At 64.9% G+C, this 12,702-nt stretch carries 11 protein-coding genes, 1 tRNA gene and 3 pseudogenes; 11 read left to right on the top strand and 4 right to left on the bottom strand.

All coding sequences use genetic code 11. The features are described from left to right. Positions 1–3: 3 nt before the first annotated feature. Both ACZ39I_RS22100 and ACZ39I_RS22105 read left to right on the top strand, forming a co-directional pair. On the top strand, positions 4–1,281 hold the full coding sequence (locus ACZ39I_RS22100) for a hypothetical protein (RefSeq protein WP_467246036.1): 1,278 nt from the start codon (positions 4–6) through the stop codon (positions 1,279–1,281). A 27-nt stretch (positions 1,282–1,308) separates the two neighbouring features. Continuing rightward, on the top strand, positions 1,309–1,560 hold the full coding sequence (locus ACZ39I_RS22105) for a hypothetical protein (RefSeq protein ID WP_467246037.1): 252 nt from the start codon (positions 1,309–1,311) through the stop codon (positions 1,558–1,560). Between the two features lie 417 nt (positions 1,561–1,977). On the opposite strand, the gene ACZ39I_RS22110 is transcribed toward ACZ39I_RS22105, so the two are convergent. Continuing rightward, positions 1,978–2,784 carry an Asp23/Gls24 family envelope stress response protein gene (locus ACZ39I_RS22110; RefSeq protein ID WP_467246038.1) on the bottom strand — a complete coding sequence of 269 codons (807 nt, stop codon included), beginning with the start codon at positions 2,782–2,784 and terminating at the stop codon, positions 1,978–1,980. Between the two features lie 200 nt (positions 2,785–2,984). Between ACZ39I_RS22110 and ACZ39I_RS22115 the strand changes: the two genes are divergently transcribed. From ACZ39I_RS22115 to ACZ39I_RS22140, 6 genes and pseudogenes are all read left to right on the top strand, one after another. Continuing rightward, positions 2,985–3,413 (top strand): Asp23/Gls24 family envelope stress response protein, encoded by a 429-nt coding sequence (locus ACZ39I_RS22115; RefSeq protein ID WP_467246039.1) that lies wholly within the window; start codon positions 2,985–2,987, stop codon positions 3,411–3,413. Between the two features lie 36 nt (positions 3,414–3,449). After that, positions 3,450–3,677 (top strand): hypothetical protein, encoded by a 228-nt coding sequence (locus tag ACZ39I_RS22120; protein WP_467246040.1) that lies wholly within the window; start codon positions 3,450–3,452, stop codon positions 3,675–3,677. Then, positions 3,674–4,120 (top strand): Asp23/Gls24 family envelope stress response protein, encoded by a 447-nt coding sequence (locus ACZ39I_RS22125; RefSeq protein WP_467246041.1) that lies wholly within the window; start codon positions 3,674–3,676, stop codon positions 4,118–4,120. The genes ACZ39I_RS22120 and ACZ39I_RS22125 overlap by 4 nt, the downstream gene beginning before the upstream one ends. Further along, positions 4,117–4,804, top strand: a pseudogene (locus tag ACZ39I_RS22130) (DUF6286 domain-containing protein). Before ACZ39I_RS22125 ends, ACZ39I_RS22130 begins: the two are co-directional and overlap by 4 nt. Positions 4,805–4,813: 9 nt before the next feature. Continuing rightward, the gene (gene amaP, locus ACZ39I_RS22135; protein WP_467246042.1) at positions 4,814–5,407 is read left to right on the top strand and encodes an alkaline shock response membrane anchor protein AmaP; all 594 of its coding nucleotides are present in this window, start codon (positions 4,814–4,816) and stop codon (positions 5,405–5,407) included. Between the two features lie 261 nt (positions 5,408–5,668). Further along, positions 5,669–5,839: a hypothetical protein gene (locus ACZ39I_RS22140; protein WP_467246043.1), complete on the top strand. Its 171-nt coding sequence runs from the start codon at positions 5,669–5,671 to the stop codon at positions 5,837–5,839. 69 nt (positions 5,840–5,908) lie between these two features. On the opposite strand, the pseudogene ACZ39I_RS22145 reads toward ACZ39I_RS22140, so the two are convergent. Together ACZ39I_RS22145 and ACZ39I_RS22150 are read right to left on the bottom strand one after the other, a co-directional pair. Then, a pseudogene (locus tag ACZ39I_RS22145) lies at positions 5,909–6,041 on the bottom strand (ATP-binding protein); the annotation flags it as partial. Between the two features lie 1,263 nt (positions 6,042–7,304). After that, on the bottom strand, positions 7,305–8,159 hold the full coding sequence (locus tag ACZ39I_RS22150; RefSeq protein ID WP_467246044.1) for an esterase/lipase family protein: 855 nt from the start codon (positions 8,157–8,159) through the stop codon (positions 7,305–7,307). 114 nt (positions 8,160–8,273) lie between these two features. Here ACZ39I_RS22150 and ACZ39I_RS22155 point away from each other — a divergent pair, with 114 nt between their 5' ends. The 3 genes and pseudogenes from ACZ39I_RS22155 to ACZ39I_RS22165 form a co-directional block, all read left to right on the top strand. After that, a complete protein-coding gene (locus ACZ39I_RS22155; RefSeq protein WP_467246045.1) occupies positions 8,274–10,673 on the top strand; it encodes an ATP-binding protein in 2,400 nt (799 codons plus the stop codon). A 440-nt stretch (positions 10,674–11,113) separates the two neighbouring features. Further along, entirely contained in the window at positions 11,114–11,680 is a 567-nt protein-coding gene (locus tag ACZ39I_RS22160) for a hypothetical protein (protein WP_467246046.1), read from the top strand. Positions 11,681–11,887: 207 nt separating this feature from the next. Continuing rightward, a pseudogene (locus tag ACZ39I_RS22165) lies at positions 11,888–12,437 on the top strand (hypothetical protein); the annotation flags it as partial. A 39-nt stretch (positions 12,438–12,476) separates the two neighbouring features. Here ACZ39I_RS22165 and ACZ39I_RS22170 read toward each other — a convergent pair. Next, positions 12,477–12,550, bottom strand: a tRNA-Gly gene (locus ACZ39I_RS22170). Positions 12,551–12,702: the final 152 nt, after the last annotated feature.

A 12,702-nucleotide genomic window follows, 5' to 3' on the forward strand; every position in this document is an offset into this window, starting at 1 on the left:
ATCATGGCGGCGGGCCTGCTGGTCATGTCCCCGCTCGCGCTGGTCGAACTGGATCACGCGGCCACGTGTGAGCTCGGCAGGGATGAGTCAGACGAAACCATCCCAAGATGCCTGGCGGCCATCGCCCTCGCTTGGGCGGACGATACCTACCGCGCATCAATCGCCACAATGGATGAAAATGGTCGAAACATACGCCAAAACCGCGGAGGCGTGGCGATGCGCGGCAACGTCGAGAACGACGAGGGCTCCGTCGAGGACTACGACGACGAACACGGTGACGAACTCGATGCCGAGGACAGTGACGAGTACGCCAATGCCGAGGCTTACGACGAGGAGCCGGCGTCCTACGACGAGGAGGACGCAGTCGGTGCGAGCCCCGACGTCTTTCTCGACGTTCCGATCCTGAAGGTCGACGAGATCGACCTGGACGTCGAGGATCTGCGGGCGCATGTCTCGCTGCAGGCCGAGGTGCTGGATCTGCTGAAACTGAATGTGGGTGCCGACGTCTCGCTCGGCCGCGTGCACCTGGGCATCTCGGGTGTCGAGGCACAGGCCCAGCTCAAGGTGCGTCTCCACCATGTCGCACAGATCATCGACCGAGTGCTCACCACGCTCGACCGCAACCCGGAGATCCTTCACGAGCTGGCGCGTGGAGTCGGGTCCGCCGTGCAGGATGTCGGCGTCGGAGCACGTCACGCCGTGGGGGAGCTGGGTACGGGCGCCGGAAGGGCCGTCCAGGAGGTCGGCCGGGGTGCGGGGACCGCTGTCCAGGACGTGGGCCGGGGCGCTGGGGCTGCCGTACGGGATGTGGGGCAGGGCGCCGGGGCTGCCGTGCAGGATGTGGGGCAGGGTGTTGGTTCCGTGGCGCGGGATGTCGGTCAGGGAGCCGGGAGAGCCGTTCAGGACGTGGGCGGCGGCGCCGGGCAAGCGGTGGAGGATGTCGGCCGTGAGGCGAGCCGGACCGTAGGCAGTGCCGGTGAGGCGGTGGGCGGCGCCGCCGCGAGCGTGGCCGAACCGGTTGCGGGTGTGACGGAAGCGGCGGGTGACGCGGTACGAGCCGGCGGCGACTCCGTCGCGCACGTTGCGGAGACTGCCCACGCCACTGCGGATCGGACCGAGCCGGACGAGCCGCGTGCGGCGCGCAAGGGCGCGGAGGGAGAGCGGGGCCGGGCCGGCCGGAGTCAAGGCGGCACCCGCACGCGCCGGGTACGCGGAGAGGACGGGAAGCTGCCGCCAAGATCCAGTCGCCGTACCGCCAGGGAGCCGGAGGAGCCGCCCTGAACGCGAGGAGCGGGAGCCAGGAGCCCGGTGGGAGACATCTCGTTCCGGTCGACGGTCCACGCCGAACGGCTCCGTTTCACGCAGGAACCCCAGACAGTCGTTCGCTTCCCCGGCACCGGGAAGCGAGAGTCGACGAGCCACAGCGAACGGACCCGGCTACCCGACCCGGTCGTCCCCGGTCAGGAATACCAGGACGTCACCGTCGCCTACCACCTTGCGACCCGGCTCACCAGCGAACCGGAGGCCGGGCGGAGCGGTGACGACGACACGGACGGGTGATGCGCAGTGCCAACGGTCGCGGAGTCGGCAACATGGCGATCTCCGCTTCGGGTGGGACCGGAGTCGGAGGAGGTCCGGGAGCGGTCTCCGCGGCGGCGGGCATTGAGGCGAGTGGCGGCCAAGCAGTGCCGGATGGTGTGGACAGAGAGCCGCAGAGCTGGCCGGAGATCAGCCGGCGGCCTCGCTCTCATCGGTACGAGAAGTCCGCACTGATCTCCCAGCACTCCGACGACAAACGGCAACGGGAGGTCGCCGCCGGTCTTGGCAACCTTGCGCACGCAACGTGCGACGCACCATAACGAGGCCGATGGTGCGGTTGTGCGCCCTTCGTGCCGGTCTGGACAGCAAAGAAAACCCGGGTGCTCGACGCACTTTCAGGGCAGAACCGGAGACGGCCGGTGAAGCGGGGGCGGCTGATCACTGAGGGGCACTCATCACGGTGACCGGCGAGGTCGGTGGCCAGGCCGCGGTCTCCGTGATGAGGACGGCGACGGTGGCCGGACCCGGGGTGTCGGTGGTGGCTGCCTCGGCTACCGCCTTCCGGACGGCGCGGGCGACTTTCAGTGGATGGTGTCCGGGGCCGACCGCGAGGTGAACCTCGATGTGTCGGCCGGGTGGATCATCATGGTTCTCCACTCTGACCGGGCGGCTGCCCAGCACGGCGGTGAGGCGGGCGACGCCCGGCACACCCGCTGCGACGTCCGCCAACTCCCTGACGAGTCCCCGCATGGACCCTGTTCCGGTCACCGGGGGCGAGCTCCGCGCGGCCGCAGCTTCCGGCGCGGGCCTCATGGCCGTCGCCGCGGCCCGAGAAGTCGCGCCTGCCTCCGGGACCTCACGGAGATCCGTTACGCGCAGGTCAGCCGTCACCGTGGGCAGCCCGAGCCGTTCAGTGGCCGCCCCCAGCAGAGTGCTCCTCAATTCGTCGGCGGTCTCGGGCAGCGGCCGCACCAGGGATGCGGTGAAGGCGGCCTCGATGGTGAGCGGACCGGGCGGTAGCGCGCTGGCCGGGGGACGGACGGTCGGCTCGGACACGGGTCGGAGCGGTGCCGACCCGATGCGCAGGGACTCCAGCCGGACACCGGGGACCTCGGCGGCAGTGCGCCCGAGGGCATGGACGGCCGCTTGCTCGGTGATCCACGTCCCGTCGTGGGGCCCGCCGAGCGGGAGCAGTCGGCCCAGTTCAAGCCGGCGTCGTACTGCCTGCGTCCACGCCTCGGTCACTGGCCTCTCACCCTTCTTCTCCTGGTCGCGGTCCTCTCCCCGCGGCGCTCTGCCCGGAGGGTCCGAGAGAGCTCGGGGCAGAAGCCTCAGGCCACTCGTTGGACCACATGGGTTCAGCTCGTAATTCGGACGAAAGGTACTAAAAAGACTATAATTCGAGTAATGGGTTCCCAGTGGCCTCGCGAGGGAGGAAATCCCCAATGACTCAGAACACCGGGGTCAAGGTCGGCGCTGCGCCCGGTTCTCGCGGCCGGACGACCATCGCCGATGTGGTGGTGGAGAAGATCGCCGGAATGGCGGCACGGGACGTACGCGGCGTCTACGCCCTGGGCAGCGGATTCGCCCGCTCGATGGGTTCCATGCGAGAGCGGATGCCCGGCGGCAGCGGCAAGTCAGCCACGCGCGGGATCAGTGTCGAGGTCGGAGAGCTACAGGCGGCCATCGACCTGGAGATCGTCGTCGACTACGGCGCCTCGATCACGGACGTGGCCGCCGCGGTGAGGGAGAACGTGATCTCCGCTGTGGAGCGGATGGCGGGTCGGGAAGTCGTGGAAGTCAACATCGCAGTCAGCGATGTGAAGCTGCCCGACGAGGAGGACGAAGGGGAAGAGCGGCAGCGGATCCAGTAGCCGGGGCGGCAGTCCGCTCGAGTGAAGGAGTGCGAAATGAGCAGGGCCGTGGTGGGCTTGATGGCCGGAATGGCGCTGGGTTTCGCCGCGTATTTCGGTGACTTCTGGGCTTTTCTGCTGGTGCTGGTGCTGGGCCTCGTCGGTCTCGTCATCGGGCGGTTCACGGAGGGTGATCTTGAGCCGGGCGACTTCGTCCGCCGCCGGGACCGGCAGGATCGCATCCGCGACGACCAGCGACAGGCTCGGGGAGACTGGCGGCGGTGAGCGGGGAAGCCGATGAGCGTCCGGGTGTCCCCCGCGGGGAGCGCGGGGCGACCACCGTCACCGACCGGGTCGTCGCGAAGATCGCGGCCCGGGTGGCGCGTGAGGCGCTGAGCCGGTTCGCCGAGTCGGCCGGCCACGTACCGCCCGGTCGCCGGACGCCACACGTGAGTACATCCGTACGGCGGGCGCCGGAACGGACCAGCGCAGGACGGGACGCCGAGTCCGCCGCCGGACGGCAGGCGGTGCTCGGCGAGGCACGGCTGCACATCACCGTCGAGCTCGGCTATCCGTCCGACATCGGGGCACAGTGCGCCGCGGTGCGCCGGGAGGTCGCCGAGCGGATCAGGGCATGGGCCGGCATGGAGGTGTCCGACCTCGCGGTGTCGGTCGAGCGACTGCACTCGGCGCATACGCGGCACACGGGCCGGGAGAGGGTGAGATGAGCGCGCACACCTCGCGGCAGCCGACCGACAGTGACCTCTCCTCCGGTCCGGAACAGGCAGCTCCGTCCGCAGACGGCACCCCGGGGGCGGCCGAAGGCGCCACGAAGGCGATCGACGGATCAGGGCGGTCGGCGCACCGTTTCTGGTCGGCGCGGCGGATCCCCGCGGCCTTGGCAGCCCTGCTGTCCGCCGCGGTTGTCGGATTTCTCCTGTACGACGTGGTCGCGGTGCGGGCAGGCCGGAACGCGATGCGCTGGCGGCGGCGGCTCGCCGAGGAACTGGCCACACGGCCCCTGGACGACGTCTGGATGATCGTCGGGGCCGCGGTGGCGATGGCCCTCGGGCTGTGGCTCTTCCTGCTGGCGGTGACGCCGGGACTGCGCCGGCTGCTGCCCATGCGGCGGCCCACCGGTATTCCTGGGACAGAGGACGTCCGAGCCGGGCTCGACCGGCGCGCGGCTGCCCTGGTTCTGCGCGACCGGGCCGTGCGGGTGCCCGGCGTCCAGTCGGCACAGGTGGGCGTCGGCCGCCGGGAAGGTCAAAGCCCACGCACAGGCCCATTTCCGCGATCTTGAGGAGGTCCGCGTGGACCTGGACGCCGAGCTGGGCGAAGCCCTGACGTCCTTGGGCCTGGCCCGGCAACCCACACTGGCCGTGCGCGTCCGGCGCCCCAAGAAGGGCTGAGGTGATCCGATGCTCAAGACGGTGAACCGGGTGCTGCTCGCACTGCTCGGCCTCGGACTGTTCGCCCTCGGCGGCGGCGTGCTGCTGGGCGCACTGGACCTGCAGCGCCACTGGGACTTCGACGTGCCGGGCTGGTGGCCCTTCCGTGGGCCGGACGACGTGGTGCTGGGCACCGAGGGACGCACCCGGTGGCGGGACGAGGGTTGGTGGTGGCCGACCGTGATCGCGGCGCTCGCCGTGCTGCTGGCCCTGCTGCTGTGGTGGCTCCTCGCACAGCGCCGACACCGCCTGGACCGTGTCCTCGTCGACAGCGGAGACGGCGCGGCAGCCCGGCTCGATGGCCGCACACTGGAGAACGTCGTCGAGGAAGAGGCGCGAGCCCTGGACGGGGTCTCGCGGGCTCATGTCCGGCTGACGGGCCGCCGTACCGCCCCGACCGCACGCGTGCGGCTGCTGTTGGAGCCTCACGCCGATCCAGTGCGGGTTCTTGGGCGGCTGAGCCGCGAAACACTCGCACACGCGCGGGACTCGGCCGGCCTGGACCGCCTCCCCGCGAAGATCCGACTCCGGGAAGCCCGCCACCGCGCCAGACGCACGGCCTGAGATCCCCAAGGCCGAAGCCCCATGGGGGTACCGGCCGCGAGGCACTCAGGATTCCTGGAATCCGCGCGTTCTGGCAGCGGAAGATCAAACGAACAGCACGCTGCCTGGCGCACTCGCTTTGCCGGCGCCGTGCTCGAAGACACGGGCCTGGGCCGTCGTCGGCATCACCTGTGCGCCGTGGCTGTCACGTACCACCCGTGTCCTGCCGTACCGAGAGACCACGCAGATCTCGCACGGTTCCTTCCCAGGAGGCATCCCGTCATGGTCCTCTTCCTGGTCCTGTTTCTCGCCGGAATCGCTCTGGTCGCCATCGGCGCGGCCGTCGACGGCATGCTCTACCTGATGTCCATCGGCGTACTGCTTCTCATCCTCGATCTGCTCTACCTGGCGTTCCGTTCCATCTGGCGCACCACCAGGCGCTCTGCCCGCTGACCGGCTCCGGGAAGGCCCGACCAGTCCCGGGCCCGATCCGATCCTCACGTCACTGGCGGATCATCTCTAGTGGACGACGACCCGGTGAGCGATCACGCTGACCATGCCCAAGCCCCCGGCCGTGCTCGGCGTTCTGGTCCTGGCGCTCGACCCTCGGGGCGCTGCTGCCACCCCCGTCGTCCCACACCGACAACGCGATCACAGCGCCCCGCGTTCGCGAATGGCGGGCCGAACGTCTCCGTCCCATCAAAGCCAGGACGACCGTCGCGGGTGTTTTGGAGGGTTTCCGGTTCAACGACCGACAGCAGGAAGTTGCTGCTGGACTCGACGCGACCGAACGCAAGACAGGTCAGGAGGCGGAGAAGCAAGGGCAGGACGCTGCTGCCGTGCCAGAACCGCAGACGCGACCGCTGATCACCACGAACAGCAAAAAGGCCCGGGTCTCTGACCTGGGCCTAAAACATGGAGCGGGTGACGAGAATCGAACTCGCGCTCTCAGCTTGGGAAGCTGCGATCATTTGGGGCTGATTCTTGCCCTGAACTGGGGAAACGGCGACGGTTTGACCCTCCCGGGCTCAGGCTCTCTCCCTGTGGCTCCCCGCTGTTCCCCGCCCCATCTGGTGCGCTTGTGGTGCGCGCCCGCCGCGCAGTCGTGAGCTTCAGCCCCGAGTGACTGAGCGTCGCGACCACCTGAGCCACTGACCCGTGAGAAGGCGGTTGCACCCCATGAGGAGCACGAAGCACAGAGCCATCAGGGCCAGTGCCTTGAACAGTTCGACGCTCAGGCCGCGATGGGACACAGCTAGGATCCCACTCGCTAGACAGAGAATGACGATGGCGAGAGTGAGGACGCCAGCGAAAAATACAATCAGTGGACGCAGTGCGCTCATGCTCGCCTTCCTTGACAACGGTCACCCTGATCCCATCAAGTCAGCACCCTAACAATCGAGTTGCTGCGGCTGTCTGCCCTGTCGCGGCTTGTGATCGGGGGGCCTCAGCCAAAAATCAGCTGCGACGGTGGGTTCGCCGACTGACCAGGCGCGCGTGTGTCTCGCTGCAGCCCCACCGGCTTCAGCCACGCTGCCATGCCGTCGACCAGAGCAAGTCGCGCCGACAGACGCGTGGCCGTGTGACTTTCCGCGATGACCTCTTCGTCCTGAAGCAACTTCTGTACGGGCGCTGCCTTGGGCTCGACTGGCTTTGACCTGCGTTGATGTTCCGAGGACGTCCGCGTTCGTCCGCCGTTGTTCGTCGGCGTTGTCACGCAGTTAGACACTCATGCATGCCGCCCGCAGCTCAGCAAGCTCAGGTCATTCGAGACCATGACCTGAGCGAGGCGTCCAGCACTAGCCACGACTTCGGGTCAGGCTGCTGCCTGCAGGTACTCAGCGTCGGTGTCGTTGGGTGCCTCTGCGGCGGCAGCGTTGAGCGCGACACTGAGGGCCCGCAGCTCAAGGCTACTGGGCTAATTTTCTTCATCACCGATAGGTTGCGCGGGTGAAGCAAATTCCACAGAGCCTCCTTGAATCACGGGCCCGTAGGAAGTGCCGTCCGTAATAACATTGGTGACTGTCCGCTGTTGGGGCGGCTGGTGAACCTCTGGCGGAGGGACATCCGCTGGAGTGCTAATTATGAGGCGACGCAGGGTAGTGAATGTGCGGTGGGTCGTTGAATTTGCCTCAAGGATAGTTGAGTGATCGCCAGGTAGGGCTGCACTCTGCGGGAATATCGACTGTGCGGACGCGGCACGCACCACTCGGTCACTCTCACCAGCGTATACGTTGATGTCGATAGGGCATGTGCGTTCACTGACAGACGTGGCTTGAACAACGTCGCGCAGCACTGTGCGCAAAGTGGCGGTCACTTGATCGTTAATCGGCCGCAGATCTTTCTCCTGAGGATGGCCAAGGCCAAATGCCTTTCGACGCAGTGACAACAGCAGTTCAGAGCCATTGTTGGGGCAAGCCAGCATCACTATCCGGCGAATACGAGTTAGTTTGTGGCCCGACCCGTCGGCCAACATTCTAGCCAGGTAGCGCTGTGCTACTAGACCGCCTTGACTATGCGTGACTAGCATCAGTCTCTCAAAGTCGCCAGCCTCCGTAATCAGAAACTCTTTCAAGCTATCCGCGATAGTATCGATAGATGGGAGGGCCCGTAGCGGATTGAGTCGCTTAAGTCCGGTGGCATATTCGAACGGAAGTGTCTGAACGAAGTTCAGTTCTTCATCATTCGCGATCAATTTCTGCAGGGGTTGCCACACCCTAGGACTGGAGTTGATGCCGTGGACCATCACGACTCCGAGCTGGCTGACACTCAAGGTCCGCACTCCTATGCTGTGTTGGGCAGAGTCTGAACATCATCGCCCCATGCCGGCGGAGCTGGACGATCGCTTCGCGGGTCTGGCGAACCTGTACCGGGAGAGAGTAGCGAGATGAGCAAGGACGGTGGCAACGTCGAGAACACCATCACCGGTGGCCTCTTCTTCCACACGGTCGTCCAGGGGCGCGATGTCACTGTGCACCTTCCACCGAAGATCACTCCGGCCCTGTCAGGACTTCCCGCACCGTCGACCACGTTCGTCGGCCGCGATGACCACCTCCGCGTGCTCCTGGGGCGCTTGGCACCGAGTAAACACCAGGAGTCGATCTTGGTAAGCGCGCTGGCGGGACTGGCCGGAATCGGTAAGACAGAGCTGGCCGTCCACGCTGCCAAAGCGGCGCTTCAACGAGACTGGTTTCCGGGGGGTGTGTTGTTCATCGACCTATTCGGTTACGACGTAGCACGTCGCCTATCGGCTGAGCGAGCACTAGAAAGCCTTCTACGCGCACTGGCCGTACCCGGTGAACATATTCCTGAAAGCCTGGAGGATCGACAGCGACTCTATCGCAGCGTCTTGGCTCATTATGCCCAGGAGGGCCGACGGATTTTGGTGGTCGTGGACAATGTCTCGACTGCAGAACAGGCCCGCCCGCTACTACCCACAGACGGCGCGACCGCGGCCTTGGTGACCTCTCGTCACACGCTAGACGGCCTTGATGCCCGCCTCCTAGACCTCAACCCGCTAGAGGAGGCTGCATCGGTTGTATTGCTCGATCAGGCACTACGTCACGCCCGGGGTGACCTCGATACTCGGTTCGCCGACGATGCCACGGCAGCGAGTGAGATCGCGCAGTTGTGCGCTGGCTTGCCTCTGGCGCTGCGTATTGCCGCTGCCCTTTTGGCAGCTGCTCCCTCCCGCCCTGCCAGCTCTCTCGCCGACGCATTGCGAGCGGAGCACAGTCGCCTCGACAAATTGCGACGCCCGGATCGGGCGGTACGTGCTGCGTTTGATTTGTCATACGGAGTGCTGGACGCCGATCATGCTCGTTTGTTTCGGCTTTTGTCGCTCCAGCCTGGACCTGACCTATCCACCGAAGCTGCGAGTCACCTAGCAGATATTGACGTGGAACGGACCGAAGAGATGCTTCAGCACCTTGCTGATGCACATCTCATCGATGTTGGACAAGTATGGGGTCGCTGGCGAGTGCACGATCTCGTGCGCATCTACGCCCGGGAGAAGATTGAGGCGCAAGAGGAAAAGAACGAGGCTTTGACTAGATTGCTCGATTACTACCTTCTTTTCTGCAGGGATGCGTCCACAGCCTTGGTCAGAGGTCAGTTTGACGGTGTCTTCCCCACGCGCGATGCTGCTCTTAGCTGGTTGGACACCGAGCGAGACAACCTGATTGCTAGTGTCTTCCTGGCGGCAGATGATGGGCATCCCTCTTATGCCGCAGAAGTCCCTCATCGACTTGCAAAATACTTGGATATGAGACGCCTCTTCGATGACTGGGAAGCGCTCATGCAAAAATCTCACTCAATTCTAGACGGCTCAGGGTATGTGGCATTCGAGGCTGGCGCGCTTGATAGCTTGGGAATGGTCGCCCGAATGTTGCATAAATATCCCGAAGCCGTCGACTATCATCGTCGAGCGATTGCTCTTGCGAGAGAATCGGAAGAGGATGACCTTCTGTGCCGATATCTCAACAATTTGGGAAACGCGCTGACGGCGTTGAGATATTTCAATGAAGCTTTTGCTGTGCACGATGAAGCTGCCAGCATTTTTTTGCGCCTAGGTGATCGTCTCGGATACGCGCGAGCCTCCGATAACGGGGCGAGCGCACTGCGAGAGTTGGGAGACCTTGAAAGGGCGCTCGAATATCACGAAAGGGCGATTGCCGAATTCTCGGAAGGCAGCACCCTTGAGAGTAAGGCCAGAGCTTTGACGCACATGGGGAGTACTTTGCATGGTTTGGAAAAGTATCCGCAAGCCGTAACAGCACATAGGGAGTCCGCACGCGCCCTAAAAAGCCTTGGCCTACTGAATGAGGCGGCTCATGCACTGAATAACCTCGCTAATTCCCTACGGGAGTGTGGAGAGTTGGAAGAAGCGCTCACCGTGATAGGCGAGTCCGAGGAGTTGTTTCGAGTTACAGAGGATCAATTTGGAGGTGCGCGTGTACTGAACCAAGCGGCTTTGATTCATATTGCATGGCAGGAATATGGGCTGGCTAGGGAAAAGCTAGAAAAGTCGCTGATATTTTTTCGAGGTTTCGGTGAATCGATTGACTCTGCTTATGTTCATGCCAACCTTGGTCTGGTTTTTTCGCTGACCGGGAACCCTGTGCAGGCAGTTGCGGAACTTCAAGTCGCACGCAAATTGTTCACGGCTTTTAACGCGTCCACGGATGCGCTGCAGGCGCAACGCTTGAGCGATTCCATGTACGTGTTGATGGTCGAAATGAATGAGCGACACCCAATAAAGGTCTCTGGTTCGAAGAGCGACGTTTGATTCCCGGTCGGTGGAGCGGCTTTGGGCTGGAGCTGCTTTGGCGCGAGTGATCATGGCCCCGTAAGCTTCCGGCGCGTCGGGCAGTCTGTGGACCTGCCCGGTAAAGCACGACGTTGGGGCCATGATCTTCGAGGCTCGCGCCAAAGTGGCTGCGTAAAGCCGCGGAGCCGACCGCCCCAGCCACGACGTACCCTTTCTCTGGCATCAGGTGGCTGAATGCTGTGAGCGCGGCACGGGCGTCGGCCGGGCTGGAGCGGGGCGGAGACAGGAGCCCAGGCCCGGCCGGGGGCCGTGCCGCGCGCGGTGAGCGGAGCGAGCCGCCTTGAACCTGCAGAGAAAGTTGTAACTCAGTCGGGTGCGGATCTCTGTCGCCTTTGAGACCTGTGCTGGCGACGATCAGGGCCACGGGTCGTGGCGTACCTGCATGGGAGGATTTCCAAGTGACTCATTCGCCGCGCCCTGTTGAGACGGCATCGACTGTGGCAACCGATGCTGGCATGCTCGCCCTGTGGGACCCTGAGCGCTTCACGGGCATCGTTGACTACGACACCTGGGACCCGGAGCTCGGTGAGGACGAGCATGTTGAGCGGCACATTCGTGCGGGTTCCCTGGTCCCTATCAACATCCGGAGCGATGGCGCCTACGGGGTTCTAGTCCGCGTCGGCGGCGCCGACGGGCCCGCTGAGCTGACAGAGCGTGAGAGCAGGCACTGTCTGGTTGCCTCGAAGCCCTATCTCTTCCTTTCGTCAGGACAAATGTGGCTCGGTGGTATCGAAGCGGTGTGCGCCGAAGCCTGGCCCGGGACCGTCCAGTTCGGTTTGCCCGTGGGCCGCTACTCGGTGGCGATCCACTTGATTGCGTGGGAGGACGAGGTGGGCGGCATCAACGCAGACGGGACTCCCTCCCCGACTGCTCTGCCTGACTTTGTCGCACTCGTCAATCCCGCTCCTCTTGGAGAGGGAGTCTTCCGCTCCGCGGTGGAGACTTTCGACAGGCAGGAAGGCTGACTATCACGATCCGGGTCAGACATCATCCATCGTTTTGGGGCCTGAACCCATATGCGCACGTCGGCAGTTCGGTGCCCTGCCGGTGGGAGAGCGGCAGGAAGATCACGGGCCGGATAGTCCAGGTGATGCGGGTGCTGGCCTGGGTGAGTCCCACCGCGCAGGAGTGCTTTTCTCGTTGCGATGCGGCCGTTGTGTAGCCACTCCGCCGACAACCTCGTGATCCGCGTCCGCGTCGCCGAACCTGAGCGCACGAACGGCAAGCGGGCTCCTGGTGAGACCAAGTCCGACGCGGGTGTCCGTGCCGTCGTCCTCCCGGCCTTTCTTCACAAGGAGGTGAAGCAGCACCTCGCCTGGTTCGCGGAAAAGGGGGATGACGGGCAAGGGGGCTCCATTTCGGCGCACTTCCTTCGGCCGGAAGTGGCGTCGGGCCCGCGCCGCCGCTGGTCTCCCGGACGGCTTCCGCTTCTACGACCTTCGTCACACCGGACACACGCTCTCGACCCGCTCGGGGGCCACGCTCAAGGACACGATGGTCCGTGCGGGTCAGTCCTCCGAGAAGGCAGCGCTCATCTGTCAGCACTCCGACGAGGAGCGGCAGCGAGACGTTGCGTCCGGCCTCGACGGCATGGTCCGTGCCGAGCGTGCGAAGCACCACAAGCAGCAGAGCGACCGCCCCGCGCACCACAAGGAGAAGTCCCCGGAAGCCAGCCGAGTGCTAATGGTGCGGTTGTGGTGCGCGCCCCGCCCACCGACCTAGACAACAAAGAACCCCCGGGCCGATGACCTGGGGGTTTGATGGAGCGGGTGACGAGAATCGAACTCGCACTCTCAGCTTGGGAAGCTGATGTTCTACCACTAAACTACACCCGCGCGTGACGCCGAACGGACCGGTGTCGGAACGCACTGTCACTTTACCTCATCCCAGGCCCCCGGCGCCGAAGCCGTGGGGCCTAAGTGTGTTCGTGGGGTGGGACGGGGCTGCGGGGCGCGGGAGTTGGGGCGTACGGTGGAGAGGTGGGAGA

It is taken from the genome of Streptomyces sp. NPDC024687, from assembly GCF_055559055.1.

What these genes read in the sequence shown, in the direction of transcription:
- ACZ39I_RS22100 (WP_467246036.1), top strand. Translation starts at nt 4, where the DNA reads ATGGCGGCGGGCCTGCTGGTCATGTCCCCGCTCGCGCTGGTCGAACTG.
- ACZ39I_RS22115 (WP_467246039.1), top strand. Translation starts at nt 2,985, where the DNA reads ATGACTCAGAACACCGGGGTCAAGGTCGGCGCTGCGCCCGGTTCTCGC.
- ACZ39I_RS22120 (WP_467246040.1), top strand. Translation starts at nt 3,450, where the DNA reads ATGAGCAGGGCCGTGGTGGGCTTGATGGCCGGAATGGCGCTGGGTTTC.
- amaP (WP_467246042.1), top strand. Translation starts at nt 4,814, where the DNA reads ATGCTCAAGACGGTGAACCGGGTGCTGCTCGCACTGCTCGGCCTCGGA.
- ACZ39I_RS22140 (WP_467246043.1), top strand. Translation starts at nt 5,669, where the DNA reads ATGGTCCTCTTCCTGGTCCTGTTTCTCGCCGGAATCGCTCTGGTCGCC.
- ACZ39I_RS22155 (WP_467246045.1), top strand. Translation starts at nt 8,274, where the DNA reads ATGAGCAAGGACGGTGGCAACGTCGAGAACACCATCACCGGTGGCCTC.